Annotated in this window: 13 protein-coding genes; 11 read left to right on the forward strand and 2 right to left on the reverse strand. The window is 52.4% G+C overall.

Going from position 1 to position 15,443, the window contains the following annotated elements; genetic code table 11:
• Window positions 1-38 precede the first annotated feature (38 nt).
• From C3432_RS26390 to rep, 4 genes are all read left to right on the forward strand, one after another.
• Window positions 39-740 (forward strand): Crp/Fnr family transcriptional regulator, encoded by a 702-nt coding sequence (locus C3432_RS26390; protein ID WP_103780481.1) that lies wholly within the window; start codon window positions 39-41, stop codon window positions 738-740.
• A 28-nt stretch (window positions 741-768) separates the two neighbouring features.
• Window positions 769-1,512 carry a nucleoside phosphorylase gene (locus tag C3432_RS26395; protein ID WP_103780483.1) on the forward strand — a complete coding sequence of 248 codons (744 nt, stop codon included), beginning with the start codon at window positions 769-771 and terminating at the stop codon, window positions 1,510-1,512.
• Window positions 1,512-2,240: a nicotinamide riboside transporter PnuC gene (gene pnuC, locus C3432_RS26400; RefSeq protein ID WP_103780485.1), complete on the forward strand. Its 729-nt coding sequence runs from the start codon at window positions 1,512-1,514 to the stop codon at window positions 2,238-2,240. The genes C3432_RS26395 and pnuC overlap by 1 nt, the downstream gene beginning before the upstream one ends.
• 99 nt (window positions 2,241-2,339) lie before the next feature.
• Complete coding sequence (gene rep, locus C3432_RS26405; RefSeq protein ID WP_103780487.1) at window positions 2,340-4,361, forward strand: DNA helicase Rep; 2,022 nt, start codon at window positions 2,340-2,342, stop codon at window positions 4,359-4,361.
• Window positions 4,362-4,405: 44 nt separating this feature from the next.
• Here rep and gppA read toward each other — a convergent pair whose 3' ends face one another.
• Window positions 4,406-5,890 (reverse strand): guanosine-5'-triphosphate,3'-diphosphate diphosphatase, encoded by a 1,485-nt coding sequence (gene gppA / locus C3432_RS26410; RefSeq protein ID WP_103780489.1) that lies wholly within the window; start codon window positions 5,888-5,890, stop codon window positions 4,406-4,408.
• Between the two features lie 5 nt (window positions 5,891-5,895).
• Complete coding sequence (rhlB, locus tag C3432_RS26415) at window positions 5,896-7,161, reverse strand: ATP-dependent RNA helicase RhlB (protein WP_103780491.1); 1,266 nt, start codon at window positions 7,159-7,161, stop codon at window positions 5,896-5,898.
• A 239-nt stretch (window positions 7,162-7,400) separates the two neighbouring features.
• Between rhlB and trxA the strand changes: the two genes are divergently transcribed.
• From trxA to rffG, 7 genes are all read left to right on the forward strand, one after another.
• On the forward strand, window positions 7,401-7,730 hold the full coding sequence (trxA, locus tag C3432_RS26420; RefSeq protein ID WP_103780493.1) for a thioredoxin TrxA: 330 nt from the start codon (window positions 7,401-7,403) through the stop codon (window positions 7,728-7,730).
• A gap of 341 nt (window positions 7,731-8,071) precedes the next feature.
• Complete coding sequence (gene rho, locus C3432_RS26430; RefSeq protein WP_002437993.1) at window positions 8,072-9,331, forward strand: transcription termination factor Rho; 1,260 nt, start codon at window positions 8,072-8,074, stop codon at window positions 9,329-9,331.
• 246 nt (window positions 9,332-9,577) lie between these two features.
• Window positions 9,578-10,681, forward strand: a complete 1,104-nt coding sequence (wecA, locus tag C3432_RS26440; RefSeq protein ID WP_103780498.1) for a UDP-N-acetylglucosamine--undecaprenyl-phosphate N-acetylglucosaminephosphotransferase — start codon at window positions 9,578-9,580, stop codon at window positions 10,679-10,681.
• A gap of 12 nt (window positions 10,682-10,693) precedes the next feature.
• Window positions 10,694-11,740 (forward strand): ECA polysaccharide chain length modulation protein, encoded by a 1,047-nt coding sequence (gene wzzE / locus C3432_RS26445; protein ID WP_103780500.1) that lies wholly within the window; start codon window positions 10,694-10,696, stop codon window positions 11,738-11,740.
• Between the two features lie 55 nt (window positions 11,741-11,795).
• A complete protein-coding gene (wecB, locus tag C3432_RS26450; RefSeq protein ID WP_103780502.1) occupies window positions 11,796-12,926 on the forward strand; it encodes a non-hydrolyzing UDP-N-acetylglucosamine 2-epimerase in 1,131 nt (376 codons plus the stop codon).
• Window positions 12,923-14,185: a UDP-N-acetyl-D-mannosamine dehydrogenase gene (wecC, locus tag C3432_RS26455; protein ID WP_103780504.1), complete on the forward strand. Its 1,263-nt coding sequence runs from the start codon at window positions 12,923-12,925 to the stop codon at window positions 14,183-14,185. The genes wecB and wecC overlap by 4 nt, the downstream gene beginning before the upstream one ends.
• The gene (gene rffG, locus C3432_RS26460) at window positions 14,185-15,252 is read left to right on the forward strand and encodes a dTDP-glucose 4,6-dehydratase (protein ID WP_103780506.1); all 1,068 of its coding nucleotides are present in this window, start codon (window positions 14,185-14,187) and stop codon (window positions 15,250-15,252) included. The genes wecC and rffG overlap by 1 nt, the downstream gene beginning before the upstream one ends.
• The last annotated feature ends 191 nt before the right edge of the window (window positions 15,253-15,443 follow it).

Consider the following 15,443-nt stretch of genomic DNA (forward strand, 5'->3'; position numbering starts at 1 on the left):
ACAGGGGTCCTGTCTTTGCGTCTGGGGGAAGAGATAACATGAACACAATGAAAAAAGCAGATTTTTCAGGTGACTGGCTTACCGGGTTAACTCAGGTGGTACGCGATCCCGTGCTGTACGAGCTGCTCAAATACTGCCCGCTGGAGGTTATGCAGAACTGGCGTTTTGAGGATATTCCGCGCGGTGGGCTCATTTGTCGTCAGGGTGAAATCTGCCGACAGTTTTCGCTGATCGTGTCTGGTGAGGTGGATGTCTTTTACGAGGCTGAAGATGGTCGTCGTTATCGACAGGCGCATTACTGTAAAGGCGACATGCTGGGCGAGCTGGAGATTTTTGCGTCACGACATTACATCTGCTCGGTAGTGGCAACAGGTAACGTGCAGTTGTTAAGTCTGTCGCAGGAATATTTTAATCGCTGGCTGGCGCTGGATAACCATTTCAATCAGCGGATGCTGCGCTTTTTCAGTCAGCAGTATTATCAGCTGTCGAAAAAGGCCAGCAGCGACAATTTGTACTCGCTGCATCAGCGAGTGTGTCAGGTATTATGGCAACGATATCAACAACATGAATCGACCTCGATTTTGCTGGATAAGCAGAATCTCAGTCAGGAGTTTGCGGCGACGACACGGAGTATTAACCGCATTTTGCACGATCTTAAATCGCTGAAAATTATTGATACCGACGGTGAGCGGATCGTTCTGATGTCTCCTGAAAAACTGAAACAGGAGGCGGAGATCTGAGAACCCCGGCGTCCTGAGGAGACGGGAGATGCAACCCCATATTCGATTAAGCAAAAGCATGACCAGCGCACAGTATGCGTTATTACCTGGCGATCCAGAGCGGGTGGATCGGATAGCGCGTTTTCTGGATGACCCTGAAATGTTGGGACAAAATCGGGAGTTCCGCGCGGCGCGCGGCTGGTATCAGGGCGTTGAAATTCTTGTACTCTCGACGGGAATCGGCGGGCCCTCTACTGCCATCGCCATTGAGGAGTTACGCCAGATTGGCGTCAACACGCTGATCCGTATCGGTAGCTGCGGGGCATTGCAGGACGCGCTGGCGTTGGGCGAGGTAATTATTGCCAGCGGCGCGGTCGCGGATGATGGTACCAGTAAAACCTATGCGCCTGTCAGTTATCCGGCGTGCGCGGATCCCCTGCTTACGGCAATGCTGATGCAGCAGGCTAAGCAGATGAAGATTCCCGCCGTTTGCGGGCTGGTTCGCAGCCACGACAGCTTTTACACCGATCATGAGGCTGAACTGGATGCCGAATGGTCCGGCCGCGGTATTCTGGGTGCGGATATGGAAACCGCCGCGTTGATGACTGTTGGTTCATTACGTGGACTTCGCACGGCATCGCTACTCAATGTGGTTGTCGCTCACAACGGTTGTCTGGGCAACAGCATCAACAATTATGTTCAGCAGGAAACGCTGTGTCAGCTGGGTGAAGAACGGCAGATTTCCCTGGCGCTACAGGCCATTTATTCCGATAGTCAGCAAGGAGAGCAATGATGGACTTTTTCAGTATTAACAATGTGATGGTCAATATTCCTCTCGGTGAAGGCGGGTATGCGCTGTCGTGGATTGAGGCTATTGGTACGATCTTTGGTTTATTGTGCATCTGGTGCGCCAGCCGGGAAAAAATCATCAATTACCTGTTTGGTCTGATTAACGTAACCCTGTTTGCCGCTATCTTTTTCCAGATTCAGCTGTACGCCAGCCTGCTGCTTCAGGTGTTCTTCTTTGCCGCGAATATCTATGGCTGGTATGCGTGGAGCCGCCAGAATGAGGCTCAAGAGGCGGCGCTGAAAGTGCGCTGGCTTTCCCGGCAGCAAACGCTGGTACTGGGTGGCGTGTGCATTGTCGCCATCCTGCTGATGACGCTGTTTATTGATCCGGTGTTCGCCATGCTGACTCGCGTTATGCTTGCGCTGCTGCAAACGGTGGGGGTTCAGGTGGCGATGCCTGAGTTACAACCGGATGCGTTCCCGTTCTGGGATTCCACCATGCTGGTGCTGTCGATTGCGGCGATGGTGTTGATGACGCGCAAATATGTGGAAAACTGGCTGCTGTGGGTGCTTATCGACGTTATTAGCGTCGTTATTTACGCGGTTCAGGGGGTCTACGCGATGTCGCTGGAGTATGTCCTGCTAACGGCGATTGCGGTGATGGGCTCTTACAGTTGGATCCTGAGCGCAAAACGTAACGGTTATACGCCGCTTGCCGCCAGCGCACCCTGATTTATCTTTTCCTGGCTGCCTGAAGGGGCAGCCTGTTACTCCCTCGGCCTCGCTTTCTGCTACAATCCTTCCCCCGTTCGAAGATTGAGCAATATTCCCATGCGTTTAAACCCCGGCCAACAACACGCTGTCGAATTCGTCACCGGACCCTGCCTGGTGCTGGCGGGCGCAGGTTCAGGTAAAACCCGCGTGATTACCAATAAAATTGCCCACCTGATCCGTGGCTGCGGCTATCAGGCGCGTCATATTGCGGCGGTAACCTTTACCAATAAAGCGGCGCGCGAGATGAAAGAGCGTGTCGGACAAACGCTTGGCCGCAAAGAGGCGCGCGGTCTGATGATCTCCACTTTTCACACGCTGGGGCTGGAGGTGATCAAGCGCGAATATGCCGCACTGGGGATGAAGTCGAATTTCTCGCTGTTTGACGATACCGATCAGGTGGCACTGCTCAAAGAGCTGACGGAAGGTCTGATTGAAGATGACAAGGTTGTGCTGCAACAGCTGATCTCGACGATTTCCAACTGGAAAAACGATCTGAAAACGCCTGCTCAGGCGGCGGCTGGCGCAAAAGGCGAGCGTGACCGTATCTTTGCCCACTGCTATGGGTTGTACGATGCGCACATGAAGGCGTGTAACGTTCTCGATTTTGATGACCTGATTCTGCTACCGACGCTGCTGTTGCAACGTAATGAAGAGGTGCGCGAGCGCTGGCAGAATAAAATTCGCTATCTGCTGGTGGATGAATACCAGGATACCAACACCAGCCAGTACGAACTGGTGAAGCTGTTGGTTGGGCAACGTGCGCGTTTTACGGTGGTGGGCGACGATGACCAGTCAATTTACTCCTGGCGCGGCGCACGTCCGCAGAACCTGGTGCTGTTGAGCCAGGATTTCCCGACGTTGCAGGTGATCAAACTGGAGCAGAACTACCGCTCATCCGGACGTATTCTGAAAGCGGCGAACATTCTCATCGCTAACAACCCACATGTTTTTGAAAAGCGTCTCTTTTCTGAGCTGGGTTACGGTGCGGAACTCAAAGTGTTGAGCGCAAATAATGAAGAGCACGAAGCCGAACGCGTAACCGGCGAGCTGATTGCCCATCACTTTGTGAATAAAACGGACTATAAAGATTACGCCATTCTGTATCGCGGTAACCATCAGTCGCGGGTATTCGAAAAATTTCTGATGCAAAACCGGATCCCGTACAAAATTTCCGGCGGGACGTCATTCTTTTCCCGGCCTGAAATCAAAGATTTGCTGGCCTATCTGCGCGTGCTGACCAATCCGGATGATGACAGCGCCTTCCTGCGTATCGTGAATACGCCGAAACGGGAAATCGGTCCGGCCACGCTGCAAAAGTTGGGCGAATGGGCGATGACGCGCAATAAAAGCCTGTTCACCGCCAGCTTTGATATGGGGCTTAGCCAGACGCTGACAGGGCGTGGTTATGATTCACTGACCCGCTTTACCCACTGGCTGGGGGAAGTCCAGCGTCTGGCTGAGCGTGAGCCGATCGCTGCCGTACGCGATCTTATCCACGGGATTGATTATGAATCCTGGCTGTATGAAACGTCGCCCAGCCCGAAGGCGGCGGAAATGCGCATGAAGAACGTCAACCAGCTGTTTAGCTGGATGACCGAAATGCTCGAAGGCAGTGAACTTGATGAGCCCATGACGCTGACTCAGGTGGTCACCCGCTTTACCCTCCGGGATATGATGGAGCGCGGAGAGAGCGAAGAAGAGCTGGATCAGGTACAGCTTATGACGCTGCACGCCTCAAAAGGTCTGGAGTTTCCGTACGTGTTTATGGTCGGGATGGAGGAAGGATTCCTGCCGCACCAGAGCAGCATTGACGAAGATAATATCGATGAAGAACGCCGCCTGGCCTATGTAGGGATTACTCGTGCGCAGAAAGAACTGATCTTCACACTGTGTAAAGAGCGGCGTCAGTATGGCGAACTGGTGCGCCCGGAGCCAAGTCGTTTTCTGCTGGAACTGCCGCAGGACGATCTTGTCTGGGAGCAGGAACGTAAAGTGGTGAGTGCCGAAGAACGGATGCAGAAGGGGCAGGCCAGCATCGCCAATATACGGGCGATGATGGCGAAAGCAAAAGAGAAGTAGTCTTGTAGGCCGGATAAGCGTAAGTGCTATCCGGCAGCCAGCATCTAATGAACTTCCAGAGGCCAGTGGACATAGCTTTGCCACTGGCTTTCCTGATCGATCAATTCTTTACCCAACGGGTGATGTTCCAGCCAGCCTTCCGGTAGCGTTAACGTCAGATTCTCGTCATGTGCCTGTAACGTGATATGAGGTACCAGATCGTCCCGGCGACGGCTGGCGAAAATGATCGCCAGTCGCAGCAGACGGCACAGATGTTCCGCCACGCGTGGCGGGACCGCATTCTGCTGGTGAAGGGAAGAGAGGTCGATCGGGTTGGTCTGGTTTAACAACAGAGTGGCTAACAATTTCTTCTGCGCGGGGGTGAATCCCGGCAAATCCAGATTGCGTACCAGCCAGGCCGCATGCAGCGGTGCCTGCTTGTATTCAACGCTCAGACCAATTTCATGCAGTTGACATGCGCTTTGCAGAATATCGCGACAAATCGGTTCAAGATGCCATGCTTTTTCTACTTGATTGAGAAAAATTATCGCCAGATTCGCCACGCGATGCGCCTGATCGGTATCAACCATAAACCGACGCTGGATGTTGCGTAGCGTCCGGCTGCGTATATCCTGATCAACCGCCAGATGCAGCATCCCATAGACCAGCCCCTCACGCAGTGCGCCACCAGCAAGAGTCATACACTGAATGTTCAGTTCGGTGAAAATGGCAATCAGAATCGCCAGCCCACTCGGGAACACTAACGCGCGTTCCAGCGTTAAACCTTCAATCTCCAGCTCTTCCAGACGTCCGCAGTGGATTGCCCGCTGTTTGAGTTGCTGTAGTTTGGCAAGCGTAATGCGCTCGTCCATCCCCTGCGCCATCATGATTTCCTGCAACGCCTGGACGGTACCGGAGGCGCCTACGCAGACTTTCCAGCCGTGATAGCGCAATTCGTCAGCGACCGGACGCAGCACCTCACGCGCGGCTTTTTCCGCCTCGTCGAAGTTTTCTTGCGCCAGATTGCGGTCGGTAAAATAGCGTTCAAGCCAGGTGACACAGCCCATGGAGAGGCTAAACAGGGAAGTGGTTTGTGCTCCGGTGCCGGTAACCAGCTCTGTGCTGGCCCCACCGATATCCACCACCAGACGCTGGTCTGCGCCGCCGGTAGTATGAGCAACCCCTTGATAAATCAGCCGGGCTTCTTCTTCACCGCTAATTACCTGGACAGGACAGCCGAGGATCTCTTGCGCTTTGGCGATAAACTCACCGGCGTTGACGGCAATGCGTAATGTCGCAGTGGCGACCACGCGGATTTGCGGCTGCGGAATATCCTGCAGACGTTCAGCAAACAGACGCAGGCATTGCCATCCGCGCTCCATTGCCTCAGCAGAGAGCACATTATCGCTGTTCAGGCCAGCGGCCAGACGCACCTTGCGCTTAATACGCGTCAGCGTCTGGATACTTCCCGCCACCTCGCGTACCACCAGCATATGAAAACTATTCGAACCTAAATCAATTGCGGCGTACAGCGAGGAAGTGCTTAGCATATTTCTTAACCTGAACGACGGCGATTACGCGGAGCGCCAGTACGACGCGGGCCATTGCCAGGGCGTGAGCGCGTGAGGCGCAGCGGCTTCGGCAGATCGTTCATCAGCGCGTCCGGATTGTACTTGCTAACCGGAATTGAGTGGCCAGTATAGGTCTCAATTGCTGGCAGGTTCAGCGCGTACTCTTCACAGGCCAGGCTGATAGAGTGACCGCTTGCGCCAGCACGGCCGGTACGGCCAATACGGTGAACGTAATCTTCGCAATCGTCCGGCAGATCGTAGTTGAAGACGTGCGTAACGGCTGGAATATGCAGGCCGCGTGCCGCAACGTCGGTTGCAACGAGAATATCGAGATCGCCGCGAGTGAACTCATCCAGAATACGCAGACGTTTTTTCTGTGCGACGTCGCCAGTCAGCAGACCGACACGATGGCCATCGGCAGCCAGATGACCCCAGATATCTTCGCAACGATGTTTGGTGTTGGCGAAAATGATCGCACGGTCCGGCCACTCTTCTTCGATCAGCGTTTGCAGTAAACGCATTTTCTCTTCGTTAGAAGGGTAGAAAAGCTCTTCTTTAATACGGTGACCCGTCTTCTGCTCCGGTTCGACTTCAACGTATTCGGCGTTGTTCATCTGTTCAAAAGCCAGTTCACGAACGCGGTAAGAGAGGGTAGCGGAGAACAGCATGTTCAGGCGCTGATTAGCAGACGGCATGCGGCGGAACAGCCAGCGGATATCTTTAATAAAGCCTAAATCGTACATGCGATCGGCTTCATCAAGGACGACAACCTGAATTGCGCCGAGGTTAATGTGGTTCTGTTTCGCGTAGTCGATCAGGCGACCCGTGGTGCCGATCAGAATATCGACGCCGCTTTCCAGCACCTTCAGCTGTTTGTCGTAACCGTCACCACCGTAAGCGAGGCCTAATTTCAGGCCTGTGCTCTGCGCCAGCGGTTCGGCATCGGCGTGGATCTGCACGGCTAACTCACGCGTTGGCGCCATAATTAGCGCACGCGGTTGGTTCACCTTGCGATCGGCGATCGCGGGATGAGAGAGAAGATAATGAAACGTTGACGTCAGGAACGCCATCGTTTTTCCGGTACCGGTTTGCGCCTGCCCAGCAACATCACGACCCGCCAACGTTAGCGGAAGGGCCAGTGCCTGAATGGGTGTACAATTATGAAACCCTTTAGTTTCAAGGGCTTCAATCACCTGTGGGTGCAGGGCGAAGTCGGAAAACTTCTGTTCTGTTAAATGTGTTTTGCTCATAGTGTGGTAGAATATCAGCTTACTATTGCTTTACGAAAGCGTATCCGGTGAAATAAAGTCAACCTTTAGTTGGTTAATGCCAGATACAAAATCATTCATGAGGCATCAAGGCTGCGAGTGAATGAGTCCCTGGAGCATACATAGTACGTGACTGGGACGAAGAGCGCAGCCAACAAAGAGGCAGCTTGAAGGATGATGTGCATACACCAACACACCAGGCTTTTTCCTGTGGAGTTATTATGAGCGATAAAATTATTCACCTGACTGACGACAGTTTTGACACGGATGTACTCAAAGCGGACGGGGCCATCCTCGTTGATTTCTGGGCAGAGTGGTGCGGACCGTGCAAAATGATCGCCCCGATTCTGGATGAAATCGCTGACGAATATCAGGGCAAATTGACGGTTGCTAAACTGAACATCGACCAGAACCCAGGCACCGCGCCAAAGTATGGTATCCGTGGCATCCCGACTCTGCTGCTGTTCAGGAACGGTGAAGTGGCTGCAACCAAAGTGGGCGCTCTGTCCAAAGGTCAGCTCAAAGAGTTCCTTGACGCCAACCTGGCGTAACAAAGATGTCTCTTGTTCGGGCGCCCAGGATTCCTAATTGACTCGGATGACTGGACGCCCGACTTGAGTCGTGCTAAGTTAGTGTTGACTTCGAATTAAACATACCTTATTAAGTTTGAATCTTGTTATATCCAATGCTTCCCGTTTTTTCTCGCGCGAGAAGTAGACAGATTCCTGGCTTATCATTCAATCCGTCTTGTCGTTTCAGTTCTGTGTACTTTCCTGTGACCAGACAGCGAACAGACATGAGTTGATGGCCATAAACAGGCATGGATGATCCTGCCATACCATTCACAACATTAAGTTCGAGATTTACCCCAAGTTTAAGAACTCACACCATTATGAATCTTACCGAATTAAAGAATACGCCGGTTTCTGAGCTGATCACTCTCGGCGAAAATATGGGGCTGGAAAACCTGGCTCGTATGCGCAAGCAGGACATTATTTTTGCCATCCTGAAGCAGCACGCAAAGAGTGGCGAAGATATCTTTGGTGACGGTGTGCTGGAGATATTGCAGGATGGATTTGGTTTCCTCCGCTCTGCAGACAGCTCCTACCTCGCCGGTCCTGATGACATCTACGTTTCCCCCAGCCAAATCCGCCGTTTCAACCTCCGCACTGGTGATACCATTTCTGGTAAGATTCGCCCGCCGAAAGAAGGCGAACGCTACTTTGCGCTGTTGAAAGTTAACGAAGTTAACTATGACAAACCAGAAAATGCCCGTAATAAAATCCTTTTTGAGAACTTAACCCCGCTGCACGCAAACTCTCGTCTGCGTATGGAACGTGGTAACGGTTCTACTGAGGACTTAACGGCGCGCGTACTGGATCTGGCATCTCCGATCGGTCGTGGTCAGCGTGGTCTTATCGTTGCACCGCCGAAAGCCGGTAAAACCATGCTGTTGCAGAACATTGCGCAGAGTATTGCTTACAACCATCCTGACTGTGTGCTGATGGTGTTGCTGATCGACGAACGTCCGGAAGAAGTGACCGAGATGCAACGTCTGGTTAAAGGTGAAGTCGTTGCTTCAACCTTTGATGAACCGGCATCTCGCCACGTTCAGGTCGCAGAAATGGTGATCGAGAAGGCGAAACGTCTGGTTGAGCACAAGAAAGACGTTATCATCCTGCTTGACTCCATTACTCGTCTGGCGCGTGCCTACAACACCGTTGTTCCGGCTTCCGGTAAAGTTCTGACCGGTGGTGTGGATGCCAACGCCCTGCATCGTCCGAAGCGTTTCTTCGGTGCGGCGCGTAACGTGGAAGAGGGCGGTAGCCTGACGATCATCGCAACCGCGCTGATCGACACCGGTTCGAAAATGGATGAAGTTATCTACGAAGAGTTTAAAGGCACCGGTAACATGGAGCTGCACCTCTCCCGTAAGATCGCTGAAAAACGTGTCTTCCCGGCGATTGACTACAACCGTTCCGGTACCCGTAAAGAAGAGCTGCTTACCACTCAGGAAGAGCTGCAGAAAATGTGGATCCTGCGCAAAATCATCCATCCAATGGGTGAAATTGATGCAATGGAGTTCCTCATTAATAAACTGGCAATGACCAAGACCAATGACGACTTCTTCGATATGATGAAGCGCTCATAAATCGGCTTTAAACTAAAAAACGCCACGTAAATACGTGGCGTTTTGCTTTTAGGTCTGTAATCTTAACGGTAGCGTAACAAAAGTGCGAAATGACCCATATTTATTATGCGCTTTGTTCTGAATTTGAATATTTGGTCAATAATTATACAAAACAGAGGTTTTGGAACGGAGTTTCCCTTCTGAATAAAGGTCTTCGTGGTTATACTTCTACTATTAATTTTTTAATTGTCTCTGAGAGCACGCATTGTGAATTTACTGACAGTAAGTACTGATCTCATCAGTATTTTTTTATTCACGACACTGTTCCTGTTTTTTGCGCGTAAGGTAGCAAAAAAGGTCGGTTTAGTGGATAAACCCAACTTTCGTAAACGCCACCAGGGGCTGATTCCGTTGGTTGGAGGGATCTCAGTTTACGCAGGAATTTGCTTCACTTTTGGGATTGTTGATTACTATATTCCGCATGCGTCTCTCTACCTTGCCTGCGCTGGCGTGCTGGTTTTTATTGGCGCGCTGGACGATCGCTACGACATCAGCGTAAAAATTCGCGCTACGATTCAGGCTGCTATCGGTGTGATTATGATGGTAGTCGGTAAGCTCTATCTCAGCAGCCTGGGCTATATTTTTGGCCCCTGGGAGATGGTTCTTGGTCCTTTTGGCTATTTCCTCACCCTTTTCGCCGTTTGGGCGGCGATCAATGCCTTCAATATGGTTGATGGTATCGATGGTTTACTGGGGGGATTGTCCAGCGTCTCCTTCGCCGCAATGGGGCTGATTCTGTGGTTTGATGGACAAACCAGTCTGGCAATCTGGTGTTTCGCGATGATCGCTGCCATTTTGCCTTACATTATGCTCAATCTCGGTGTGCTGGGCCGTCGCTACAAAGTCTTTATGGGTGATGCCGGCAGTACGCTGATTGGTTTTACGGTTATCTGGATCCTGTTGGAAACCACCCAGGGCAAAACACACCCTATTAGCCCGGTTACCGCGCTGTGGATCATCGCTATTCCGCTGATGGATATGGTGGCGATTATGTATCGGCGGTTGCGTAAAGGCATGAGCCCCTTCTCACCGGATCGTCAGCATATTCACCATTTAATCATGCGTGCAGGGTTTACTTCCCGCCAGGCGTTCGTTCTGATTACGCTTGCTGCTGCAATTCTGGCCTCAATTGGCGTGCTTGCAGAATATTCTCATTTTGTCCCCGAATGGGTCATGTTGGTACTCTTTTTGCTAGCATTCTTCCTTTATGGATATTGCATTAAGCGTGCCTGGAAGGTCGCAAGATTTATCAAACGTGTGAAGCGTAGACTACGCAGAAGCCGTGATAACAATCCAAATTTAACCAAGTAAATTGAGGGTGCGATGACACAACCATTACCGGGAGAACAGGCCGTGGGCGCTGAAAATGAACTGGATATTCGTGGGTTGTTTCGTACCTTGTGGGCTGGAAAGCTGTGGATTATTGGGATGGCGCTGTTGTTTGCTCTGATCGCGTTAGCGTATACCTTTTTTGCGCGTCAGGAGTGGAGCGCGACTGCCATCTCGGATCGTCCAACTGTCAACATGCTGGGCGGCTTTTATTCCCAGCAACAATTTTTGCGTAATCTGGATATGAGAACCAGCAGCGCACAGGTCGATCAGCCTTCAGTGATGGATGAAGCCTATAAAGAGTTTGTTATGCAACTGGCGTCCTGGGATACCCGCCGGGAGTTCTGGCTGCAAACTGACTATTATAAGCAGCGCATGGTGGGGAATAGTAAAGCCGACGCGGCGATGCTTGATGAGCTGATCAACAACATCCAGTTCACGCCAGGCGATTTCACCCGTGCGATTAATGACAGCGTGAAGCTTATCGCTGAGACTGCGCCAGACGCCAACAATCTGCTGCGTCAGTACGTCGCGTTCGCCAGCCAGCGCGCGGCCAGCCACCTGAATGATGAATTAAAAGGTGCGTGGGCGGCGCGTACCGTGCAAATGAAGGCGCAGGTTAAACGTCAGGATGAGGTCGCGAAAGCCATCTTCTCCCGCCGCGTTCACAGTATTGAGCAGGCGCTGAAAATCGCCGAACAGCATAATATCTCCCGCGCCGCTACGGATATCCCGGCTGATGAACTTCCGGACTCGGAACTGTTCCTGCTTGGGCGCCCGATGCTGCAAGCGCGTCTGGAAAATTTGCAAGCCGTCGGGCCAGCGTTTGATCTCGACTATGAACAAAACCTGGCCATGCTGAACACTCTTAATGTTGGTCCAACTCTGGATCCTCGTTTTCAGACCTATCGCTATTTGCGTACACCGGAAGAACCGGTAAAACGCGATAGCCCACGCCGTGCGTTTCTCATGATTATGTGGGGTATCGTCGGCGGACTGATTGGTGCAGGGGTTGCCTTGACTCGCCGTCGCACAATCTAGCAACACAACTGCAGTGAGAGGCTGGGCTCTCACTGCCTATCCGAAGAGAATCAATGTGAAAGTATTGACTGTATTTGGCACGCGACCGGAGGCCATTAAAATGGCTCCTCTGGTTCATGCGTTGGCAAAAGATCCTGATTTTGAAGCCCGGGTATGCGTTACGGCGCAGCATCGTGAAATGCTCGATCAGGTATTAAACCTCTTTTCTATTGTGCCTGATTACGATCTCAATATTATGCAGCCAGGCCAGGGGCTGACGGAAATTACCTGTCGTATTCTGGAAGGATTAAAACCTATTCTTGCCGATTTCAAGCCGGATGTGGTGCTGGTTCATGGCGATACCACGACGACCATCGCGGCCAGTCTGGCGGCCTTTTATCAGCGTATCCCTGTCGGGCATGTGGAAGCGGGATTACGCACAGGGGATCTCTGTTCACCCTGGCCGGAAGAGGCTAACCGTACGTTAACCGGCCATCTGGCGATGTATCATTTCGCGCCGACAGAAAACTCACGGCAAAATCTGTTACGTGAAAATATCCCCGATAGCCGTATTTTTGTGACCGGCAACACCGTGATTGATGCGTTAATTTGGGTACGCGATAAAGTCCTGGGACACGATGCTCTGCGCTCGGAACTGGAGGCTCAGTATCCTTTTCTCGATCATAATAAAAAGATGATCCTGGTGACCGGTCATCGCCGTGAAAGCTTCGGGCTTGGTTTTGAGCAAATCTGTCATGCGCTGGCAGAGATTGCCGCCACGCACGACGATGTACAGATTGTCTATCCGGTACACCTGAACCCTAACGTGAGTGAACCGGTGAATCGCATCCTTAGTCATGTTGAAAATGTGGTGCTGATTGAGCCGCAGGATTATCTGCCCTTTGTCTGGCTAATGAATCATGCCTGGGTGATTCTTACTGATTCCGGTGGAATTCAGGAAGAGGCACCTTCACTGGGTAAGCCGGTGTTAGTGATGCGTGAAACCACTGAGCGTCCGGAAGCGGTCAGTGCCGGTACCGTACGTCTTGTGGGGACTGATTCGCAACGTATTGTGGAAGAAGTCACCCGTTTGCTGCATGACGAAAATGAATATCAAACCATGAGTCGTGCCCATAACCCGTACGGTGACGGGCAGGCATGTGGTCGTATTTTACAGGCGTTGAAAAACAATCGGGTGTCGCTATGAGTTTTACGACCATCTCTGTTATTGGATTGGGGTATATCGGGTTGCCAACGGCAGCGGCTTTTGCTTCCTGCCAAAAACATGTTATTGGCGTCGATGTTAATCAGAATGCAGTAGATACGATCAATCGTGGCGAAATTCATATTGTGGAACCCGATTTGGGGAGGGTCGTCAGGACGGCGGTTGAGGGGGGATACCTTCGTGCAACCACCACGCCTGTTGACGCTGATGCCTACCTGATTGCGGTACCCACGCCGTTCAAAGGCGAGCATGAACCTGACATGGTTTATGTTGAATCGGCGGCGAGATCCATCGCACCTGTGCTGAAAAAAGGGGCGCTGGTGATCCTCGAATCCACCTCTCCGGTGGGGGCAACCGAGCAGATGGCGGCGTGGCTGGCGGAAATGCGCCCGGATCTGACGTTCCCGCAGCAGGCTGGCGAACAGGCTGATATCAACATTGCCTACTGCCCTGAACGCGTTCTTCCCGGGCAGGTGATGGTCGAACTGATTAAAAATGATCGCGTCATTGGCGGGATGACGCCCGTATGCTCTTCACGTGCCAGTGAACTGTACAAGATTTTCCTGCAAGGTGAATGTGTGGTGACCAATGCCCGCACCGCCGAGATGTGCAAGCTGACGGAGAACAGTTTTCGCGACGTGAATATTGCATTTGCGAATGAACTGTCGCTCATCTGCGTCGATCAGGGGATTAACGTCTGGGAGCTGATTCGTCTGGCCAACCGCCATCCCCGCGTGAACATTCTCCAGCCTGGTCCGGGCGTTGGCGGGCACTGCATTGCCGTCGATCCGTGGTTTATTGTGGCGCAAAACCCTTTACAGTCACGGCTGATCCGTACTGCGCGTGAAGTTAACGACGGTAAACCACACTGGGTTGTCGATCAGGTAAAAGCCGCCGTTGCGGATTGCCTGGCCGCCACCAATAAGCGAGCCAGCGACGTGCAAATAGCCTGCTTTGGCCTGGCGTTTAAGCCAAATATTGATGATTTGCGTGAAAGCCCGGCGATGGGCGTCGCGCAGAGCATTGCGCAGTGGCACGTTGGTGAGACGTTAGTCGTAGAGCCGAATGTTCATCAGCTACCGAAGAAGCTGGAGGGGCATTGTACCCTGGCAAGGCTTGATGACGCGCTGGCAACGGCTGATGTGCTGGTAATGCTGGTCGATCACAACGAATTTAAAGCAATTAAAGGTGATGCGGTTCACCAGCAATTTGTGGTTGATACGAAAGGAGTCTGGCGCTAATGAAACGAATTCTGGTTACCGGTGGCGCGGGATTTATCGGCTCTGCGGTTGTACGGCATATCATCGAAGAAACCGCAGATGCGGTTGTGGTGGTGGATAAACTCACCTATGCCGGAAACCTGATGTCGTTGGCGCCGATCGCGGAGAGCGCGCGTTTTGCCTTTGAAAAAGTGGATATCTGCGACCGGGCATCGCTGGACGGGATCTTTCAGCAGTATCAGCCGGATTATGTGATGCATCTGGCGGCAGAAAGTCATGTCGATCGCTCCATCGATGGTCCGGCCGCATTTATTGAAACGAATATCGTTGGCACCTGTACGCTGCTGGAAGCATCCCGCGCTTACTGGAGCGCATTATCCGGTGAGAAAAAAGCAGCGTTTCGCTTCCACCATATCTCCACCGACGAAGTGTATGGCGATCTGCATTCCGCGGATGATTTCTTTACGGAAACCACGCCGTATGCGCCAAGCAGCCCGTATTCCGCCTCTAAAGCCAGCAGCGATCATCTGGTGCGTGCCTGGTTGCGCACTTACGGTCTGCCAACGCTGGTGACAAACTGCTCTAACAACTATGGCCCTTATCACTTTCCGGAAAAACTGATTCCGCTGATGATCCTCAACGCGCTGGCGGGTAAACCGTTGCCGGTGTACGGCAACGGGCAGCAGATCCGCGACTGGCTGTATGTGGAGGACCACGCCCGCGCGTTGTACTGCGTGGCCACGACGGGCGTTGTGGGGGAGACGTACAACATCGGCGGTCACAACGAGCGAAAGAATCTGGATGTGGTTGAGACGATTTGTAGCCTGCTGGAAGAGCTGGCGCCGAATAAACCGCAGGGCGTGACGCAGTACCGCGACCTGATCGCTTTCGTTGACGATCGGCCTGGTCATGACTTGCGTTATGCTATTGACGCAGCAAAAATTGCGCGTGAGCTCGGCTGGATACCACAGGAAACCTTTGACAGCGGAATGCGAAAAACCGTGCAGTGGTATCTGGCGAATGAGGCCTGGTGGAAGCCCGTACAAGACGGCAGCTATCAGGGCGAACGTTTAGGTCTGAAGGGCTAAAAGCCCGTATCATTAGGCTATTTTACTTGCCATTTTGAACCAGGGCAGTGCGCGCACAAAACCCGGCAGCGTTTTGAACGCCGTTTGCGGCGACCTGAAGGGTGAGCGTCGCGAATCATCCTCACGTACTGCGTGTACGCCCCGGTTGCGACGTGCCGTCCGTGTTCAAGCTGGCTGCGACAATCACGCCT

Origin of the sequence: Citrobacter amalonaticus (assembly GCF_002918555.1) — a bacterium.
GTDB classification, from domain to species: Bacteria; Pseudomonadota; Gammaproteobacteria; order Enterobacterales; family Enterobacteriaceae; genus Citrobacter_C; species Citrobacter_C amalonaticus_A.

Excerpts from the sequence above, each read along its gene's own strand:
- rho (WP_002437993.1), top strand. The coding sequence starts at position 8,072 with ATGAATCTTACCGAATTAAAGAATACGCCGGTTTCTGAGCTGATCACT.
- wecC (WP_103780504.1), top strand. The coding sequence starts at position 12,923 with ATGAGTTTTACGACCATCTCTGTTATTGGATTGGGGTATATCGGGTTG.
- rhlB (WP_103780491.1), bottom strand. The coding sequence starts at position 7,161 with ATGAGCAAAACACATTTAACAGAACAGAAGTTTTCCGACTTCGCCCTG.
- rep (WP_103780487.1), top strand. The coding sequence starts at position 2,340 with ATGCGTTTAAACCCCGGCCAACAACACGCTGTCGAATTCGTCACCGGA.
- rffG (WP_103780506.1), top strand. The coding sequence starts at position 14,185 with ATGAAACGAATTCTGGTTACCGGTGGCGCGGGATTTATCGGCTCTGCG.
- pnuC (WP_103780485.1), top strand. The coding sequence starts at position 1,512 with ATGGACTTTTTCAGTATTAACAATGTGATGGTCAATATTCCTCTCGGT.
- gppA (WP_103780489.1), bottom strand. The coding sequence starts at position 5,890 with ATGCTAAGCACTTCCTCGCTGTACGCCGCAATTGATTTAGGTTCGAAT.
- C3432_RS26390 (WP_103780481.1), top strand. The coding sequence starts at position 39 with ATGAACACAATGAAAAAAGCAGATTTTTCAGGTGACTGGCTTACCGGG.
- C3432_RS26395 (WP_103780483.1), top strand. The coding sequence starts at position 769 with ATGCAACCCCATATTCGATTAAGCAAAAGCATGACCAGCGCACAGTAT.
- wzzE (WP_103780500.1), top strand. The coding sequence starts at position 10,694 with ATGACACAACCATTACCGGGAGAACAGGCCGTGGGCGCTGAAAATGAA.
- trxA (WP_103780493.1), top strand. The coding sequence starts at position 7,401 with ATGAGCGATAAAATTATTCACCTGACTGACGACAGTTTTGACACGGAT.